Annotated in this window: 18 protein-coding genes; 17 read left to right on the forward strand and 1 reads right to left on the reverse strand. The window is 38.5% G+C overall.

What is annotated here, in order from left to right:
* The first annotated feature begins 29 nt into the window (after positions 1 to 29).
* The 11 genes from BLP50_RS00855 to BLP50_RS00905 all read left to right on the forward strand — a co-directional run bounded on the left by BLP50_RS00855 (position 30) and on the right by BLP50_RS00905 (position 13046).
* Positions 30 to 1418 carry a sensor histidine kinase gene (locus BLP50_RS00855; RefSeq protein ID WP_176753648.1) on the forward strand — a complete coding sequence of 463 codons (1389 nt, stop codon included), beginning with the start codon at positions 30 to 32 and terminating at the stop codon, positions 1416 to 1418.
* A gap of 83 nt (positions 1419 to 1501) precedes the next feature.
* Positions 1502 to 2263: a hypothetical protein gene (locus BLP50_RS00860; RefSeq protein ID WP_090149516.1), complete on the forward strand. Its 762-nt coding sequence runs from the start codon at positions 1502 to 1504 to the stop codon at positions 2261 to 2263.
* A 33-nt stretch (positions 2264 to 2296) separates the two neighbouring features.
* Complete coding sequence (locus BLP50_RS00865) at positions 2297 to 3220, forward strand: chemotaxis protein (RefSeq protein ID WP_090149518.1); 924 nt, start codon at positions 2297 to 2299, stop codon at positions 3218 to 3220.
* Positions 3221 to 3295: 75 nt separating this feature from the next.
* A complete protein-coding gene (locus BLP50_RS00870; protein WP_090149521.1) occupies positions 3296 to 5266 on the forward strand; it encodes a hypothetical protein in 1971 nt (656 codons plus the stop codon).
* Positions 5263 to 5868, forward strand: a complete 606-nt coding sequence (hisH, locus tag BLP50_RS00875) for an imidazole glycerol phosphate synthase subunit HisH (RefSeq protein ID WP_090149523.1) — start codon at positions 5263 to 5265, stop codon at positions 5866 to 5868. Before BLP50_RS00870 ends, hisH begins: the two co-directional genes overlap by 4 nt.
* 16 nt (positions 5869 to 5884) lie before the next feature.
* Positions 5885 to 6646 (forward strand): imidazole glycerol phosphate synthase subunit HisF, encoded by a 762-nt coding sequence (gene hisF / locus BLP50_RS00880; RefSeq protein WP_090149525.1) that lies wholly within the window; start codon positions 5885 to 5887, stop codon positions 6644 to 6646.
* A 128-nt stretch (positions 6647 to 6774) separates the two neighbouring features.
* Positions 6775 to 7545, forward strand: coding sequence for a hypothetical protein (locus BLP50_RS00885; protein ID WP_090149528.1), 771 nt, complete (start codon positions 6775 to 6777; stop codon positions 7543 to 7545).
* A gap of 120 nt (positions 7546 to 7665) precedes the next feature.
* A complete protein-coding gene (locus BLP50_RS00890; RefSeq protein WP_090149531.1) occupies positions 7666 to 8379 on the forward strand; it encodes an IMP cyclohydrolase in 714 nt (237 codons plus the stop codon).
* Between the two features lie 181 nt (positions 8380 to 8560).
* Positions 8561 to 9739, forward strand: coding sequence for a phosphoribosylaminoimidazolecarboxamide formyltransferase (locus BLP50_RS00895; RefSeq protein ID WP_090149534.1), 1179 nt, complete (start codon positions 8561 to 8563; stop codon positions 9737 to 9739).
* A gap of 217 nt (positions 9740 to 9956) precedes the next feature.
* Positions 9957 to 11261 carry an ABC transporter substrate-binding protein gene (locus BLP50_RS00900; RefSeq protein ID WP_090149536.1) on the forward strand — a complete coding sequence of 435 codons (1305 nt, stop codon included), beginning with the start codon at positions 9957 to 9959 and terminating at the stop codon, positions 11259 to 11261.
* Positions 11262 to 11276: 15 nt separating this feature from the next.
* Positions 11277 to 13046: a methyl-accepting chemotaxis protein gene (locus BLP50_RS00905; protein WP_090149538.1), complete on the forward strand. Its 1770-nt coding sequence runs from the start codon at positions 11277 to 11279 to the stop codon at positions 13044 to 13046.
* 37 nt (positions 13047 to 13083) lie between these two features.
* Here the strand turns inward: BLP50_RS00905 and BLP50_RS00910 are convergent, their stop codons facing one another.
* A complete protein-coding gene (locus BLP50_RS00910; RefSeq protein WP_090149541.1) occupies positions 13084 to 14256 on the reverse strand; it encodes a tRNA(Met) cytidine acetate ligase in 1173 nt (390 codons plus the stop codon).
* Between the two features lie 130 nt (positions 14257 to 14386).
* On the opposite strand from BLP50_RS00910, the gene BLP50_RS00915 reads away from it, so the two are divergent.
* The 6 genes from BLP50_RS00915 to rnc all read left to right on the forward strand — a co-directional run bounded on the left by BLP50_RS00915 (position 14387) and on the right by rnc (position 18585).
* On the forward strand, positions 14387 to 15580 hold the full coding sequence (locus tag BLP50_RS00915) for an acetate/propionate family kinase (protein ID WP_090149544.1): 1194 nt from the start codon (positions 14387 to 14389) through the stop codon (positions 15578 to 15580).
* A gap of 102 nt (positions 15581 to 15682) precedes the next feature.
* Positions 15683 to 16213 carry a YceD family protein gene (locus tag BLP50_RS00920; protein WP_090149546.1) on the forward strand — a complete coding sequence of 177 codons (531 nt, stop codon included), beginning with the start codon at positions 15683 to 15685 and terminating at the stop codon, positions 16211 to 16213.
* A 1-nt stretch (position 16214) separates the two neighbouring features.
* Positions 16215 to 16394, forward strand: coding sequence for a 50S ribosomal protein L32 (gene rpmF, locus BLP50_RS00925; protein WP_090149549.1), 180 nt, complete (start codon positions 16215 to 16217; stop codon positions 16392 to 16394).
* Positions 16395 to 16492: 98 nt separating this feature from the next.
* A complete protein-coding gene (gene plsX, locus BLP50_RS00930; protein WP_090149552.1) occupies positions 16493 to 17512 on the forward strand; it encodes a phosphate acyltransferase PlsX in 1020 nt (339 codons plus the stop codon).
* 2 nt (positions 17513 to 17514) lie between these two features.
* The gene (gene acpP / locus BLP50_RS00935; RefSeq protein WP_090149554.1) at positions 17515 to 17751 is read left to right on the forward strand and encodes an acyl carrier protein; all 237 of its coding nucleotides are present in this window, start codon (positions 17515 to 17517) and stop codon (positions 17749 to 17751) included.
* 132 nt (positions 17752 to 17883) lie between these two features.
* Positions 17884 to 18585: a ribonuclease III gene (gene rnc, locus BLP50_RS00940; protein WP_090149557.1), complete on the forward strand. Its 702-nt coding sequence runs from the start codon at positions 17884 to 17886 to the stop codon at positions 18583 to 18585.
* The last annotated feature ends 7 nt before the right edge of the window (positions 18586 to 18592 follow it).

An 18592-nucleotide genomic window follows, 5' to 3' on the forward strand; every position in this document is an offset into this window, starting at 1 on the left:
TAACAGCCTACTTTTTAGGCGATTATTATTTGCGCCAAAAAAAGAAGGATATGCGCTCAGTTTTTAATGAGCTTAAGTTAATGCAAGAGGATGGCAATCTATATGAAGAGGATAATCAGATGCCCCTGACTGCATTATTTGATAGATATTCTGTTTACGTAATTATATTAGGACCTGACGGTGAATCTCTCGTAAAATCTAATTCTGATCCTGAGGTGCTTAGCCAGCAACTCAGCTTTTCTATGTATTCAAAAGATGATTCTGTCAAGATTCTTCAGACCACAGATGAATATCAGATTTTTACCTGTAAGTTTCCAGGAGCAGATGATAGGTATTTAGTTTTTAGAGGATGCCTTCCTGATGGAAGTATTGTATTTATGCGTACTTCATACGCTGGAATATCTCGTACATTACACATTACCAATAGATTTTTCTTATTCATGGTTGTGGTTGCTCTTGGTATTTCCACTGTAATTAGTCATTACGTAATTAAGAGCTTTTCAAAGCCTCTTTATGGGATTATTGATATTACTAAAAGAATTTCCAACTTTGATTTTCAAGCTAGATACTATCCGCAAAGGGTCTACAATGAGCTTGATGATTTGGGCGAGCATATAAATGAAATGTCCACAACCCTTAAGCGTGCTATTGAGCAACTTAGGGATGCCAATGAAAGCTTAAAGCATGATTTGGAAGTTAGAGAAGAGACAGAGAATATGCGTAAGGAATTTGTCTCAAATGTTTCCCATGAGCTTAAGACTCCAATTGCATTGATTCAAGGTTATGCTGAGGGCCTCCAGGAAGGTATTATGGAGGATGAAAATAGCCGTCAGATTTATCTTGATATCATTATCGACGAAGCCAACAAGATGAATAGACTTGTTCGAGAGATGCTTATTTTGAATCAGCTTGAAGCTGGACAGATGAATATCGATTATGTTGATTTCAACCTTACTGAGATGATCGATAGCGTAGTAGATAGCAACAAGATTAATTTTGAAGCTCAGAATATTACCTATTCATTTATTAATAAAGAAGAGTGCTATGTCCATGCTGACGAGTTCTTGGTAGAGCAGGTTATTACCAACTTTATTAGCAATGCCATTCACTATGTTTTGAATGAGAATGTTATAAATGTTAAGTACGAATTTGTAAAAAAAGGAAAAGTTCGAATTAGTGTATTCAATTCAGGCAATAATATTTCCAAGAAGGATATTAAACATATTTGGGAAAAATTTTACAAGGCTGATAAGGCCAGAAGCCGTGAATATGGCGGAAGTGGTATTGGTTTGTCAGTAGTAAAAGCCACTATGGATTTGCTACACGAAAAATATGGTGTGGATAATCTGGAAAATGGTGTGGAATTTTGGTTCGAATTATCTCTTGCAAAAGATATAAAAACCACCAAAAATTCATAGAATTTTCTGATTTTTCATGTTGAACAATACACATTTTAATGCTAACATACCATTAATGATTAGTTTATTATTGGGAGTATGGCATGAAAATTAAAAGATGTATGCTTTTGATTTGTGTAAGTTGCATTTCTCTTTTAGCTACAGGCTGCGGTGAGCCTCTTTATACTATGACAGCGGAAGAGGAATCAATTATTACCCTATATGCATCTAAAACTGTTTCGAAATTTAACAAGAATCAGACTACTGGTATCTGTAATGCGAGAGTTAAGGCGGGAGAGCTTGAAGAGGGATACGAGGCAACGGTAGACGAGGAAAATCCTTCTGAAGAACAGCCTGTAGATGAAGAAAATGTACAGATTGATCCAGAGACTGGTGAGCCTATAGAGATACCTAATGACACTGAATCATCCACTTCTGAAGATGGGGGTTCAGATGCCGGTTTATCATTTACCGATGCAGTAGATATTGAAGGAGTTACATTTGATTGTTCATCCTTTGATGTAGCTACCGAATTTAAGCCTTCACAGAGCTTTGTGCTTACCGAGGTAAATGGCAAGAAATACGTTATTTTATACGTGACTGCAACTAACACAACTGATTCGGCAGTAGATTTTTCTAATTATAGAGATAGGGAATACAGCCTATCCATAAATGGAGGAGAAAAGGTTTCCACCCAATTTACTCCAGTATCTAATGATTTAGCTAGATTTGATGGTTCTCTGGCGGCTGGTGCATCAAAAGATATGATTTTGGTGTTCTCATTCAGCAATTCGTCAGTAGAAGATATATCATCACTTGAGCTTTATGTTACAAGTGATGGCACAACAAGAGGGACAACAATATAAATCTTTTTGATTTATAAATGAGAGGAGATTTGCATGGATACTAATATTTTATTGGAATCAGGCACTAATGAGCTGGAGGTTCTCGAGTTCAAAGTTGGCAAGAATTTCTACGGAATTAACGTTGCCAAGATCAGGGAGATTTTGTTATATCAACAGGTTACGCCTTTGCCAAACGCGCACCCTTGTATTGAAGGAATCTTCATGCCTAGAGATATTATGATTTCTGTCATTTCTCTTCGCAAATGTTTAAATATTACTGATGAAGCTCCTAATGATGGATTGTTCATCATTACTAACTTCAACAGTTTAAACACTGCTTTCCATGTTGATGAGGTTCTTGGAATTCATCGTGTATCATGGGAAGACATCATTAAGCCAGACGCAACTATTAGCTCTGATGAATCTGGAGTTTCTACAGGTGTTATTAAGCTTGAGGATAGACTTGTTGTTATCCTTGACTTCGAGAAGATTGTTACAGACATCAATCCAGAGACTGGTCTTAAGGTTTCCGAGATGGATGATTATGAGACTCGTGATAGAAGCAAATCACCTATCTTACTTTGCGAGGATTCACCACTTCTTTCAAAGCTTATTGTTGAGTGTTTAAAGAAGGCTGGTTATACCAATCTTATTGTCAACATGAATGGTCAAGAGGGTTGGGATAAGTTAGTTGAATACCATCAGAGAGGTACAGTTCTTGATGATGTCCACCTTATTATTACTGATATTGAAATGCCCCTTATGGACGGTCACAGACTTTGCAAGCTTGTAAAGGAAAATGACACATTAAAGAATATACCAGTTATCATTTTCTCATCTCTTATCAATGATGAGATTAGAAGAAAAGGTGAAAGTCTTGGTGCTGATGCACAGCTTACAAAGCCTGAAATTGGAAAATTGATTGCAGTTGTAGATGAGCTTGTTGCTAAGTACGAGGATGCTCGAAAGGGCAAATAATTTAATTTCTCAGGGGTATGCCAAGCATACCCCTTATTTTAAATAAACAAAATCCTTGTTTTGGGAGGATATATTATGTCTCAGTCAGAAGACTACCTTGATGGACTATTAAATTCAATAAATAAAGCAAAGACTGATGCAGATGAGGTGCAAGAGAGAGTTACAAGCACTAACCAAAAGATCTTGGAAAGCCGTAAAGCTGTTGCGCCAGAGGAGGATTTCTTTACTGCTACGGGAATAGATGCCAGTGCCCTAGAGGACATGAAGCCTAAGAATTCCCATCCTTACCTCAGAAAAGTATTATCTGAGGAGGATTTTTTGCGCCAATTTGAGGAAGAATTAGGTGTTGATGATGCCGATTCATTTATAAGTGATTTTGAACAGGAAATAGATGAGGAGGAGCGTATTTTCCAGGAGACAGGACAGATACCTGAATCGGAAAATGTGGTTGGAGCACTCCTTGATAATATAAGCACAGTCGTATCAGATGCCCATAAGCAGATGGATGAAGATGATGCTGCATCTAATGATGATTCAATTGCAGAAGAAACTGAGGCTTCATCAGTGGATGATTCTACTGATGAGAGCTCTGATGATTCTATGATTGGCGGATTTGATTTAGAGGCACTTATGAATGCGGATGACTCTGAGGAACCGGCTGATTTGGATAATGGTTCAGAGGCTGAAGAGGGCTCTTTGGACGGAGTAGATTTAGCTGGAGACGAGCCAATTAAATTAGCAGATGATGACGAAATAGACTTGTCAGAGTTTATGACGGAGGATTCGACAGATGAGGAATCTGATTTAGGTGGTCTTGAATTAGAATCTGAGGAATCTTCTGAGGAAGACGACTTTGGATTTTCCCTTGATGATGCCACCTCTGATGTTGAGGAGGAGCCTCTTGATGATTCCCTTAAGGAGTTTTTACCAGATGAGATGGATGCTCTAGACGAGGCTCTTTATGGAGACGGAGAGGAGCCTAATCTTTCTGGCGAAGATGATATGGATTTGGAGAATCTCCTAGATGGAGATGACGAAGATCTTCTTGATATTCAATCCCTTTTAAGCGGCGATGAAGAAGGTGCTGCTGAGGGTGCTGAGATCGATGAATCGGCAGAAGCATCTGCGGATGAACCTGCTGATAATGGCGGTAAAAAAGGCAAAAAAGATAAGAAGAAAAAAGAGAAAAAGAAAAAAGGTGAGAAAACACCAAATCCATTTCTACAGAAGTTAGCACTTCTTATTTTTGGAGCTCCAGATGAGGATGAAATAGCAGAGATGGAGGCCGCTGCAGCTACTTCCTCTACTGTTGAGATTACCTATGATGAAGATGGTAATCCTATAATTCCTGAGGGTGGCGCAGAGGACCCTAAGGCCAAAAAGAAGCGAGAAAAGGAAGAAAAGAAAAAGGCTAAGGAAGCTGCTAAAAAGGAAAAGGCGAAGGAAAAGGGCGACAAAAAGGAAAAACCTAAGAAAGAGCCAAAGCCTAAAAAAGAGAAAAAGCCAAAGGAGCCAGATAATTCTCCTAAAATTCCTATTTCCATTATTGCAACATTTTTGGTATTATCTATATCAATAATTAGTGTAGTAATGGTTGGAATGACTTTTACAGGCTTGAAACGTCACATGGCAGAGGCCAAAGATGACTTTGCTGCTGGCAATTATATTTCAGCATACGAAAAGCTTAATGGGTTCCCTATGGATGACGAAGAAGTTGTCCTAATGAGAAATCAAGCGCGTACTCTTGCTGATTTACAGCAGTGTCAGGATGAATTAGATACATTTATTATGTACAAGCAGTACAATTACGCATTGGATTCACTTATAAAGGGCGTTGGTCGTTATGACAAGTACAAGGATAATGCTGTTGAATATGGCATTTCCGAGCAGTACGATGCATACGGAGAAAAGCTTATTCAGGAGCTGGCAGACAATTTTGGATTGACTGCTGAACAGGCTCTTGAGATTTATAAACAGCCTAACAGACATTACTATACTATAGAACTTAGAAAGGTGCTGAGAGGCTTAGGGTTACCGGATTTATGATAGCAATACTAGATTATGATGCAGGAAATATTAAAAGTGTAGAAAAAGCATTTAAAATCCTTGGTGAGGAAACTATCCTCACCAGGGATTTTAGTGTAATTGAAAGAGCTGACAGACTGGTTCTTCCAGGGGTTGGCTCTTTTGCTGATGCTATGGGACATTTAAAGAAATATGAGCTTGATAAGGCTATTAAAGAGTTTGTTGCTAGTGGCAAGCCATTTATAGGTATTTGCCTTGGCCTTCAGCTTTTATTTGATTCCTCAGAGGAGTCGCCTGGCGTTGAGGGGCTTCATCTCTTGGACGGCGTGGTTAAAAGAATCCCTGATGGAGAGGGAATCAAGGTTCCTCACATTGGCTGGAATTCTCTTGATTTTCCAAATGAAGGCCGTCTCTTTAAGGGGATTGATGAGGGTTCATTTGTTTATTTCGTTCATTCATATTATTTGGAGGCTGCTGACCCTTCTATAGTTAAGGCTACAACTGAGTACGGCTGTCATATACATGCTTCAGTTGAAAAAGACAATGTCTTTGCTTGTCAGTTCCATCCAGAAAAGTCCTCAGCTGTTGGACTTCAGATACTTAAGAATTTTGCCAATGTTTAAAGGTTGAGGTGTTAATATGTTTACAAAAAGAATTATCCCATGTCTGGATGTAAAAGATGGGCGTGTTGTAAAGGGCGTTAATTTTGTTGATTTAAGAGATGCAGGTGATCCTGTTGAAATTGCTGCAGCCTATGATAAGGCTGGAGCAGACGAGGTAGTATTTCTTGATATTACTGCATCTTCTGACCACAGAAATACAGTTGTAGATATGGTTCGTCGTGTGGCTGAGCAGGTATTTATTCCGTTTACTGTTGGTGGCGGAATTCGTACTGTGGATGATTTCAAGGCTCTTCTCAGAGAGGGAGCTGACAAGATTTCAGTTAACTCAGCAGCGATAGATAACCCTAGACTTATTTCAGATGCTGCAGACAAGTTTGGAAGCCAGTGCGTTGTGGTTGCTATCGATGCTAAAAAGCGGGATGATGGAAGTGGATTTAATATTTTTAAACATGGCGGACGCTTGGATTGCGGTATTGACGCAGTGGAGTGGGCTATAAAGTGTGAGAAGCTTGGAGCAGGAGAGATTCTTCTTACATCTATGGATCAGGATGGTACAAAGGCAGGATTTGATTTGGAATTGACCAAGGCGATTTCTTCATCTGTAAATATTCCAGTTATTGCTTCAGGTGGTGCAGGAGAAAAGAAACATTTTCTAGAGGCTCTTACAGTAGGTGGAGCTGAGGCGGCTCTTGCAGCTTCGTTGTTCCACTATAAGGAGCTTGAGATTAATGATTTAAAGGCATACTTACGTGAGAATAATGTACCAGTACGCTTGTAGATGTTGATTTGAGCATAACAGTTTCAACACAAATATATAGTATTATAATTACAAGTATAAACAAAAGTGGGTTAATAGACATAAGGAACAGGGAAGTTCGAGGTTTTATTGTCAAAGGAGTGATGTATATGTCTCTAAATATTAATTCAAATAACAATTCTTTTTATTCACTTTTTGGAGGAAGTTCTTCTAATTCCAACACTATTTTTGGCGGTTTGGAAGGTTCCATTGGTAGTTTGTCTCAGCTTAGATCAGGTTCCTATGGGAAGTTGATTAAGTCTTATTATGCAAAATATGATTCTGATGGAAATTTAAAGAGTGAAGGTTCAAAGAAATCAAAAGCAGAGACTGGTAATTTAGGTCAGATTAGAAATGAATCTGCTGCTTTAAATAAGGCTACAGATAAGCTTTTGTCTAAAGGCAAGGATTCTATTTGGAACAAGGTAGAGACCGAAGATGAAGATGGAAAGGTAACATCTGATTACGACAAGGATAAAATATATAACGCTGTTAATGACTATATTAAGGCATATAATTCCCTTGTTGACACAGGAAAGAAGGCTGAGGGTACAGGCGTATTGACTCAGCTAGCTTCAATGGTTACTACAAGTGCCAAGGCCGTTAATACTCTTGGCAAGGTAGGTATTTCTATTGATACTGCAAATCATCTTAACATTGATGAGGATTACTTCAAGAATAAGGCTAACATGACTTATGCTAAGGATTTGTTTAATGGAACAGGAAGCTATGCATATCAGGTAGCAACCAAGGCATCAATGGCTAATTCATACGCAAGCAATGAACTTGCAAGTATTACTGGCAAGAAGTCGTATACAGACCAAGGTTCATATGCAATTTCTGCAGATGACGTAATTAGAAAATTTAATGAAACTACATAGATATTTTGGAAGTTAGCATTTATTCCCCTGGTTAGATTATTAACCGGGGGATTTTTATGTGGACTTATTTCATGGGTTCGGTTATAATTTTGTGCGGAAAATGTAATTAAGGAGGAACCCATGGTAGTAAAATCTTTAGCAAGAGAATTATCAGAAACCAGTTATCCGGGCAGAGGCATTGTCATTGGTAGATCATCAGATGGTACCAAGGCTGTCGCTGCCTATTTTATTATGGGACGTTCTGAGAATTCGAGAAACAGAGTATTCGTAGAGGATGGTGAGGGCATTAGAACACAGGCTTTTGACCCATCAAAGCTTACCGACCCTAGTCTTATCATTTATGCGCCTGTACGCGTGCTTGGTAATGACACAATTGTCACAAACGGTGATCAGACTGATACTATTTATGATTATATGAAGTCAGGTGAGACATTTGAGCAGACACTTCGCAGACGCGAGTTTGAGCCAGATGGTCCTAATTACACACCTCGTATTTCAGGTCTTCTTCACGTTGAAAACGGTGAGTTTTCTTATTTAATGTCTATTCTTAAATCTAACATGGGTGACGCTGATTCATGTAACAGATACACCTTTGATTATTCTAATCCTAAGGCTGGTTCAGGCCGTTTTATTCACACATATATGAATGATGGAAATCCACTTCCTTCATACGAAGGCGAGCCAACTCCAGTTGAAATTTCAGGAGATATCGATGAGTTTACCAATATGATTTGGACAAACCTCAACGAAGATAACAAGGTATCACTTTTCGTAAGATACATCGACATCGCTACAGGCAAGTACGAAACAAGAATTATTAATAAGAATAAATAAGTTGAACACCGTAAGGGCGGAAGCCGCTTCGGTGCTAAGTCTATTTGTTTTTATGTGGATTGATTAGATGAATAATTCTGTAGCTATCAAGCTCTTGGTGTTGTGCAACGAGACGTGTTGGTCGAGTGGAACAATATCCAAGGCTTGAGAGCGTGACAGAATTATGGATTTGGAGGATTTTATGAAAGAATTAGAGTTAAAATATGGCTGTAACCCAAATCAGAAGCCAAGTAGAATCTATATGGAAGAAGGCGACCTTCCAATTGAAGTTTTATCTGGCAAGCCAGGTTACATCAATTTTTTAGATGCGTTTAACGGTTGGCAGCTTGTTTCAGAGCTTAAAAAAGCTACAGGTCTTGCAGCTGCAACTTCATTTAAGCATGTATCACCAGCTGGCGCAGCTGTGGGACTTCCTCTTTCAGATGTAGAGCGCAAGATTTACTGGTGTGATGACCTTGATATGGAGTTTACTCCACTTGCTAATGCTTATGCTAGAGCTAGAGGCGCTGATAGAATGTCTTCATTTGGCGATTTTATTTCCCTTTCAGATGTTTGTGATGTTGCTACAGCAAAGCTTATTAAGCGCGAGGTTTCTGACGGTGTTATCGCTCCTGGATATGAGCCTGAGGCACTTGAGATTTTAAAAGCTAAAAAGAACGGCAACTACGCAGTAATCAAAATTGATCCAAATTATGTTCCAAAGCAGCTTGAGAGAAAGGAAGTATTTGGTATCACATTTGAGCAGGGTAGAAATGAGCTTGTTATCAATGATGATTTCTTTGCTAATATTGTTACTGAGAACAAGGATCTTCCAGAGCAGGCTAAGATTGATCTTGCAATTGCAATGATTACTCTCAAGTATACACAGTCTAATTCAGTTTGCTATGTAAAGGATGGCCAGGCAATTGGTATCGGTGCTGGACAGCAGTCTAGAATTCACTGTACTCGTCTTGCTGGACAGAAAGCTGACAACTGGTGGCTCCGTCAGTCTCCAAAGGTTCTTGGTCTTGACTTTGTTGATGGAATTAAGAGAGCTGATAGAGACAATGCTATCGACCTTTACATTGGCGATGAGTTTGAGGATGTAATCGGTGATGATGTATGGGCTAAGACATTTAAGACTCGTCCATCAGAGTTCACAAAAGCTGAGAAGCGTGCTTGGCTTGATAAGCTTACAGGTGTTTCTGTAGGTTCTGATGCATTCTTCCCATTCGGTGACAACATCGAGCGTGCTCACAAGTCTGGTGTACAGTATGTTGCACAGCCAGGTGGCTCTGTTAGAGATGACAATGTTATCGAGACATGTAACAAATATGGAATGGTTATGAGCTTCACAGGCCTTAGATTATTCCATCACTAAAATTAATTTATAAGAACTTCGCTTTTTAAGCGGGGTTCTTTTTTATTTGCTACAAACTATCACTTTATCCACATATCAACAAAATTCTCAATTTATTCACAGATATCTTTGAATGTCTTCACAACTATAAAACGAGGGTTTTGTAAAATCTATATTAGGTAATTATAACTGCTTTTATAGTTTTAGCAGATATAGATATGTATTGGAGGGGACATTCATGAAAAGATTTTACGTATTATTTTTATCGCTAATATTAGTATGTGGACTTTTTGCTGGATGCAAGAAATCAGGAGGAGATAAAGAGGCTGCCCAGGACAATTCTGAAAAACACATTACATTGTTTAATGTAAAAAGTGAGGTTAATACCCAGATTGAAGAATTAGCTGCAGCCTATACTGCAGAAACTGGTGTTGAGGTAACTGTGCTTTCTGTTCAGGCAGGCGTTGATGCATCGGCCACTATCAAGGGATATTATCTATCAGATCAAATGCCAGATATCATAGCTTGCGAGGCTTCAGGATTTGGTAACTGGGAAGGTCTGCTTGTTGATATGAGTGATCAGGATTGGGCTAGCCGTACTAGTGCAGCTTATGTTGATGCAAATTATGGAACAATTGGATTCCCATATACAACTGAGGCAATTGGACTTGCATACAATGCAGATATATTAAGTAAATGCGGAGTGGATCCAGCATCTATAACTGGACCTGATGCCTTAAGATCAGCATTTGAAAAAGTTGATGCAAACAAAGAGGCTCTTGGACTAAAAGCTGTGGTTGGATATTATGCAGAACCAAAAGATTTAGGATGGTCTGCAGGAAACCATATTTTTGGCGCGTATTTAGATTCCGGATTGGGACGAGATGATAGCACATACATTGATGGTTTAGCTGAAAATAATAAAGTTGATTCTTCTAGATTCATGGATTATGCATCTATGATTGGTATGTTTAATCAATACTCAGATCCTGAATTCATAACAACAGGAACTTATGACCAGCAGGTTGAAAATTTTGCTGCAGGTAAGTATGCGTTCATTACACAAGGTTCTTGGATTGGTGCATCTTTAACAGGAAATTTCTCCTCTCAGTACCAAGCGGCAGGAAGCTTTAAGGTAGGTATGGTTCCTTATGCATTTGAAGATGGCATGGACACAATTATGACCTCGGCACCTCAATGGTGGGCAGTTCCCAAAGAAGGAAATGTGGAGGAGGCACTTGCATTCTTGCAGTGGTGTTCTGAGGATAAAGGACAGCAGATGCTTGTTGAAAATGCAGGATTTGTAAGCCCGTTTACAGATTGCAAGTATGTGGCTAATGATCCATTTGCTCAGACAATTTCAGATTATATAGCTGCTGATAAAACTTCTAATTGGCACTGGATGGAATTACCAGAAGGCTGTGGAAATAGTGATGATGGACTTTGTTACTGTTTCTATGAATATGCTACCGGAGAGGTAGATGCTAATGGATTTATGAATAGAGTAAACGGCGTTATTGCTGATTACTATGCTAGACAGTAGAAAGGGGGAAATGAAATGGCTAAGAATTCTAATAACAATGCAAAAGTAAGTGGTATAAATTCAATCGTAGTTCAAATTTCAGCCCTCAATCTAGGAATGCTAATTGCTTTCCTTATTGTCATGGCACTTATTATGAATGCTATGAATAAATCTACCACAAGCAGTATTGAGATGTTTGATTCTATGATGGAGCTTACATCTCATGAGGCTAATTTAAAGACTGACATTATGTCATACTACGATCAGGTTACAGGATATGTTGCTTCTAATTCTGTTGAAACACAAGGAGCATTACTTCCTCAGCTTGATGTAGCTAAATCAGCAATAGAGCAGGATATTGCTGATTTGAATAATGATTTTAGTTCTTATAATAATGAGGCAGCAAAAAATCAGATGCTTGAAATTGAAGAGCAGTATCAAAAGCTGTGTCAGTATATTGATAATGCTATAGCAAAATGCGATGCGGGAGATCAGACTAATGCCTATAAGATTTTATTTGATAAGGCTGAGATTCAAAAGGTCGCAATAATTCATTCTACAAAGGTACTTGATACAGCTGTTCAAGATAATGCTAAAAATACAAAGACAATGATGAATGATTTGCTTTCTAGCGGAACTATTATTTCCATTATTGGTACAGCAATTGTTCTTATTCTTATTGTTCTTAACTTCATCATTACTTATGTTACTGTGGTTAAAAGGATTAAATCTATTAGTGATGAGGTCAATGGAATTATTAGAAAGATTGAAATGGGCGAAGGCGATCTTACAGCAAGAATCAACACTAAGACAAAATCTGAACTTTTGTATATCAAAAACGGTATCAATCTTTTTATTGCCACACTACAAGGCATCATGAAAGATGTAAAGGATGGTACCATTGTACTTTCAGAAAGCTCAGAGCAGGTAAGCTCTCAGCTTCGAATTGCAGATGATAATGTAACCAATTCATCGGCTGCACTTGAAGAACTATCAGCAAATATGGAGTCTGTTGTTGGTATTCTTGAATCAATCAATGAACGTGTTGATGATGTAAAACAGGCAGCACAGAGAATTACAGATCAAGCTAATATTGGAACTGAAACTGCTAACGAAATCAAGCAGGAAGCAGATGAGCTTCAGGTAAAGGTAAATGTTAAGAAAGCAGATGCTGGTGATAGAGTTGCTATCCTTTCAGAAACTCTTACCAAGTCAGTTAAGGAATCTGAGAAGGTTAGTCAGATTACTGATCTAACAGATGATATCTTAGATATAGCTAGTCAGACAAATCTTCTTGCTCTTAATGCTTCGATTGAGGCGGCTCGTGCCGGTGAGGCAGGAAAGGGATTTGCTGTTGTAGCAGATGAAATCAGTTCACTTGCTGCTAATTCAAGACAAACTGCTGCAACTATTCAAGATATTGCTAACGAGGTTACTGCTGCAGTTAATAATCTTGCTAAGAATGCCCAAGAAGCTCTTGATTTCATTAACGGAACTGTTATCGGAGATTACAATGAATATGTTGACACCGGAGAAAAATACGGCAAGACAGCTGATGTAATGAATGAGATGCTTACAGAGTTTAGCGAAAAAGCTGATAGCCTTAATGAAATCATGCAAGCTATGGTTGAATCTGTAGACACTATTACAAATTCAGTTCAGGAAAGCTCTCTTGCAATTAATATGAGTGCTGAAAACTCAACTGAAATTGTTACAGGTATCAAGAAAATCTTTGATGCCATGGACAGAAATACAGAGGTTACAGAGCAGCTTAACGATACAACCCAGAAATTTAAGTCATTGTAAAACAAAAATGCCGGCATCTTTTGTAGGTGCTGGCATTTTAAATATTAACTAATTCGAATTTTCTTGTGTATTCTGTAGGAGAAGAAGTGCCTGTTTTTGAGGTCACCATTGCCCTTAGAATATCGCTGGAAAGAATATCATATTTATTGATTATAGAATTATCAGGAGCTGTTAAAAGAGGTGCAGCTCCTTTTTCTTTTATTTTAGAAAGGATAGTGCTGCCATTTTTGCTGAATCCAAGCATCCTGATATATGTGCAATAACCCATATCTTTGGCAGCTTTAAAATCTGAATCAGTAATTCCAAGGAGTATGTGGCAAAGTGCTCGGCTTATGCGAGAATACTCCATATTTTTGCTTTTAAGTAACTGACAGAAGGATGAAAAATCAGTATAATCCTTTAGTTTGTTTTTGATTCTATCTGACAGGTCACTATTACAGTCCAAGTATTCATCAAATGAGTCAGTTGTAAGCAGTTTATAATGTAATATTTCAGATATGTCGTCTGAAAAGATAAAAGTGCTGTTTTCATAAAGGTTTTTTGCCTCCAGGGGGATGGCTTCGTACTCCTTGTGGAGCTTGTAATGCTGGCGTATAGAGCTAGCTGAGCTTAAATCTCCAGAAAGACTTAGGTCTTCGTATTTGTTCCCTTGTCTTTTCATGACAGCAACATCCATAGAAAGGCTATGCTCATTGATATATCTACAATATTCAAGGCCTAAAATATTATTAGGAGATGATATTAATTCTTCATCTAGAAATGTCTTTAATGCTTTTGCTCTTGCAGTGGCATAGCTAATGCCTTGGGACATGAGGCTGTTTACTTCATTATTGAAATCGCCAGATTGCTCTAGCTCAAGAAGTTTTTTGCTTTCGCTAATAAATAATTCCCTATTGTCGCACTCAGCGGAAAATAAAAGGGTATCTACGACGCCAGTGCTTGCAAGGAGCTGTACACCTGCTGATGCAAATTCTCTAGCGGATGATGTGGCAAAAATGGTTGGAATTTCAAGTACGATATCGGCACCACATAATAGGGCAGCCTTAGCTCTTGTATATTTATCGAAACAGGCTATTTCGCCTCTTTGAGTAAAGGAACCTGACATGGCAACTATAATCTGGTCAGCTTTTAAAACAGATTTAGCGTATTCGATTTGAAGTTTGTGACCATTGTGAAATGGATTGTATTCTGCCACGATTCCAACTACCATTTTTGTTCCTCCGAAAAAACTTTTTATAGGTGAATTATACTATAAAATTCTATTGTTATGTATTTTTTTAGTGCTATAATATTAAATGTATTTTTTTGTATTTTAAAGAAAGAAAGGAATATATATTATTATGAAGATTTTAGTTATCAACTGTGGTAGCTCATCTCTTAAGTATCAGGTAATTGACTCAGAGAGCGAGCAGGTACTTTGCAAGGGCCTTTGCGAGAGAATTGGTATCGATGGTCGTATCGTATATCAGAAGGCTGGACTTGATAAGGAGATTACAGACATTCCAATGCCTACTCACAAAGAGGCTGTAGCAGCAGTTATTGATGCTATTACTAATGCTAGTACTGGTGCCATTGCATCACTTGACGAGATTGATGCTGTAGGTCACAGAGTTGTACATGGCGGTGAGAAGTTCGCAGCTTCAGCTCTTATCACAGATGAGATGATTAAGGTTGTAGAAGAGTGCAATGACCTTGCTCCACTTCACAATCCAGCAAATATTATTGGTATTAATGCATGTCGTGAGCTTATGCCAGGTAAGCCACAGGTAGGCGTATTCGATACAGCTTTCCATCAGACAATGCCTCAGGAAGCATACATGTATGCTGTTCCTTACAAGTATTATGAGCAGTATGGAGTTCGTCGCTATGGTTTCCACGGTACTAGCCACAGCTACGTATCAAAGAGAGTATGCGAGTTCTCTGGTGCAGATATCAACAACTCTAAGATTATTGTATGCCACATTGGTAACGGTGCTTCTTGCTGTGCAGTATTAAATGGCAAATCAGTAGACACTTCAATGGGTCTTTCTCCACTTGAGGGCCTTGTTATGGGTACACGTTCTGGTGATATTGATCCTTCAGCTGTTGAGTACATGGCTAAGAAAGAGGGACTTGATTTTGCAGGTGTTATGAATGTTCTTAACAAGGAGTCTGGTGCACTTGGTATTTCTGGTCTTTCATCAGATTTCAGAGATCTTCTTGCAGCTTCTGCAGAGGGCAATAAGAGAGCACAGCTTGCTATGGACATGATTGCATATCGTATTGCTAAGTATGTTGGTGCATATGCTGCAGCTATGAATGGTGTAGATATGATTTGCTTCACAGCTGGTCTTGGAGAGAACAATGCAGGCCTTCGTCAGGCTGTATGTGATCACCTTGGATTTATGGGCGTGGAGCTTGACGCTTCTAGAAATGATGGCCCTTCAGAGGACAAGCTTATCTCTTCTGATTCTTCAAAGGTTAAGGTATTCGTTATTCCTACAAATGAAGAGGTTATGATTGCAAGAGATACAGCAGCTATCGTTTCTAAATAATTGTTAAATGAATTTTTAAATAATGTGTTAAAATTTGCAGAAAGTGTTTGACAAGCATATTTTAGCTATGTATAATTGACAAAGTGTGGATAGGAGATATTTATGAAGATTTCTATTAAGGATATTACTTCATTACCTGATCAAAATAAGAAATTTACTGGAGTTTGCGACATACATGAGTTTTCTTATCTTGGCAGTGATTTTTCTATCAGTCACGTAGAGCCATTTGATGTAGTTCTATCTATGATTGGCACAGGCAAGCTTCATATTACCTTTAGTACTAAATGTACTATCGTAGGTGCTTGTGATAGATGCTTGAGTCAGGTATCATTTGATATTCCTGTTGTGGCTGATGAGACTGTTGAAGTTTCAGAAGGACAGGTAGTTACTGATGATGATATTGGTCCTTACTCATTTGTTGATGGTGAGGAGATAGATATAGATGAACTCATTTTAGACGAGATCTTAGTGAATTTCCCGGCAAAGATATTGTGCCAGGATGACTGTAAGGGTATATGCCCAGTCTGTGGTAAGAATCGCAACTTAGAGCCTTGCCAGTGTGATGATACAGTTTTAGATCCTAGAATGGCACAATTTTTAGATGTCTTTAATAGCTTTAAGGAGGTGAAATAGCATGTCTATTTGTCCAAAGAACAAATCTTCTAAGGGAAGAAGAGATAAAAGAAGAGCAAACTGGAAAATGAGCAACCCAACACTTGTTAAGTGTTCTAAGTGCGGTGAGCTTATGGTTCCACATAGAGTTTGCAAAGCTTGCGGATCATACAACAAGAAAGAGATCGTAGCAGTAGATTAATTCAAAACCTCTCGGTTATGCCGAGAGGTTTTTATTTGAATTGAATTATTCTTTTATATAAAGTATACTTTTATAAGTATGTTAGAAAGGATAATAGTATGAGCAATTTGACTGTTGTTGCACTTGATGCAATGGGCGGTGATAACGCACCTTCAGCTATGGTTCAGGGTGCTGTTGATGCCGTTAATGAGAGTAAAGAAGTTAAGGTTGTTCTTGTTGGTAAGGAGGACGTGATTAAGGCTGAACTTGCTAATCATTCTTATCCAGCAGAGCAGATTGAGATAAAAAATGCTACAGAGGTTATTGAGACTGCAGAACACCCAGTTATGGCCATCAAAAAGAAAAAGGATTCCTCTATGGTTGTAGGTCTTCACCTTGTTAAGGAGGGCCAGGTAGATGCACTTGTTTCAGCTGGTAATTCTGGTGCACTTCTTGTAGGTGGACTTGGTATTGTTGGACGTATCAGGGGTATTGAGCGTTCTCCATTCGGAGCTCTTATTCCTACTAAGACTGGTGTTACACTTCTTGTAGATTCAGGTTCTAATGTAGATTGTCGTAGCAGCCACTTAGTACAGTTTGCTAAGATGGGCAGCATCTATATGGAAAAGGCACTTGGCATTAAAAATCCTAAGGTAGCCCTTGTTAACAATGGCGCCGAAGAGGAAAAGGGCAATGCTCTTGTTAAGGAGACTATGCCTCTTCTTAAAGAGTGCGATAGTATTAATTTCGTAGGTGGTATTGAGGCTAGAGAGATTCCAGCAGGTACAGTTGATGTTGTAGTCTGCGATGGATTTGTAGGCAATGCTATTCTTAAAACTTTCGAGGGTGTGGCTAGTACACTTCTTTCTGTGTTTAAGGAGGGATTGACATCTAATTTATTGTCAAAGATTGGTGCGGCACTTGCGCTTCCTTCACTTAAAAACAAGCTTAAGGCTTTTGACGCCACACAGTATGGTGGAGCTCCACTTCTTGGACTTAATGGTCTTGTTGTTAAGACTCACGGTAGTGCCAAGGCTTTAGAGGTTAGAAACACTATTTTCCAGTGCGTGACCTTTAAGGAACAAAAGATTAATGATCATATCAAAGAAAATATAGTTATAGAGAAAAAGGAGGACTAGAAATGGAATTCGATTTATTAAAGGAGATTATTGCAGAGGTTCTTAATGTAGACACTGCAGAGATCAAGGAGAGCACTACTTTTGTAGATGACCTTGGAGCTGATTCTCTTGATGTATTCCAGATTATCATGGGTGTTGAGGAGAAACTCAATATCGAAGTTGATACAGATGCTGCTGAGAAGCTTTCTACAGTTGGTGATGCTGTTGAGCTTATCAAGAAGACAGTTGCAGAAAAATAAGAATTAAATATATGCGCATTGACGATTTTTTTCGTTGGTGCGCGTGTTTTTGAGTATCCAGTTATCTGGATGCTTTCTTTAAACTCAAAAGGTTTTACCTTTTAGGTACCTTAATGAAATGGAGAGATTATTTTGAAGGATTTAAAAGAATTTCAAAAGACAATCGGCTATGAGTTTAGAGACGAAAGCTTATTACGACAGGCCCTTACCCATAGCTCATACGCTAATGAGCATCATTTGAAAAAGTTCTCTGACAATGAGAGACTTGAGTTTTTGGGAGATGCGGTTCTCGAGATAGTATCGAGTGAGTTTTTGTATCTAAATTACACCGATCTCAATGAAGGTAAACTATCAAGACTTAGAGCTAGTATTGTCTGCGAGCCTACTCTTGCCTATATATGTAAGGAGATTAATCTAGGGGATTATGTCCTTTTATCAAAGGGTGAGGATATGACAGGTGGCAGAAATCGTAAGTCTATTCTTTCAGATGCCTTTGAGGCTACAATCGGTGCTATTTTCTTGGATGGCGGTATGGAGCCAGCCTCTAAATATATTCACCGTTTTGTTTTAAATGATATTGAACATAAGCAGTTGTTCCATGACAGTAAGACTAGATTGCAGGAAGTAATTCAGGCTAATTACAAAGAGCAGATTACATATAGACTTGTATCTGAGTCTGGTCCAGATCACGCCAAGGAATTTAAAGTGCAGGCCCTTGTTGGTAAGCGTGTTCTAGGCACAGGTGTTGGTGGCACCAAAAAGGCTGCTGAGCAGGAAGCAGCCTACGAATCACTTATGATGCTTCATAAGGAAGATTCTATAAATATTATTTAATTATAAG

This window comes from Pseudobutyrivibrio sp. AR14 (genome assembly GCF_900101325.1).
GTDB lineage: Bacteria > Bacillota > Clostridia > Lachnospirales > Lachnospiraceae > Pseudobutyrivibrio.

Coding starts and splice junctions, on each gene's coding strand:
- BLP50_RS00860 (WP_090149516.1), top strand. CDS start 1,502: ATGAAAATTAAAAGATGTATGCTTTTGATTTGTGTAAGTTGCATTTCT.
- BLP50_RS00865 (WP_090149518.1), top strand. CDS start 2,297: ATGGATACTAATATTTTATTGGAATCAGGCACTAATGAGCTGGAGGTT.
- BLP50_RS00870 (WP_090149521.1), top strand. CDS start 3,296: ATGTCTCAGTCAGAAGACTACCTTGATGGACTATTAAATTCAATAAAT.
- hisH (WP_090149523.1), top strand. CDS start 5,263: ATGATAGCAATACTAGATTATGATGCAGGAAATATTAAAAGTGTAGAA.
- hisF (WP_090149525.1), top strand. CDS start 5,885: ATGTTTACAAAAAGAATTATCCCATGTCTGGATGTAAAAGATGGGCGT.
- BLP50_RS00885 (WP_090149528.1), top strand. CDS start 6,775: ATGTCTCTAAATATTAATTCAAATAACAATTCTTTTTATTCACTTTTT.
- BLP50_RS00890 (WP_090149531.1), top strand. CDS start 7,666: ATGGTAGTAAAATCTTTAGCAAGAGAATTATCAGAAACCAGTTATCCG.
- BLP50_RS00895 (WP_090149534.1), top strand. CDS start 8,561: ATGAAAGAATTAGAGTTAAAATATGGCTGTAACCCAAATCAGAAGCCA.
- BLP50_RS00900 (WP_090149536.1), top strand. CDS start 9,957: ATGAAAAGATTTTACGTATTATTTTTATCGCTAATATTAGTATGTGGA.
- BLP50_RS00905 (WP_090149538.1), top strand. CDS start 11,277: ATGGCTAAGAATTCTAATAACAATGCAAAAGTAAGTGGTATAAATTCA.
- BLP50_RS00910 (WP_090149541.1), bottom strand. CDS start 14,256: ATGGTAGTTGGAATCGTGGCAGAATACAATCCATTTCACAATGGTCAC.
- BLP50_RS00915 (WP_090149544.1), top strand. CDS start 14,387: ATGAAGATTTTAGTTATCAACTGTGGTAGCTCATCTCTTAAGTATCAG.
- BLP50_RS00920 (WP_090149546.1), top strand. CDS start 15,683: ATGAAGATTTCTATTAAGGATATTACTTCATTACCTGATCAAAATAAG.
- rpmF (WP_090149549.1), top strand. CDS start 16,215: ATGTCTATTTGTCCAAAGAACAAATCTTCTAAGGGAAGAAGAGATAAA.
- plsX (WP_090149552.1), top strand. CDS start 16,493: ATGAGCAATTTGACTGTTGTTGCACTTGATGCAATGGGCGGTGATAAC.
- acpP (WP_090149554.1), top strand. CDS start 17,515: ATGGAATTCGATTTATTAAAGGAGATTATTGCAGAGGTTCTTAATGTA.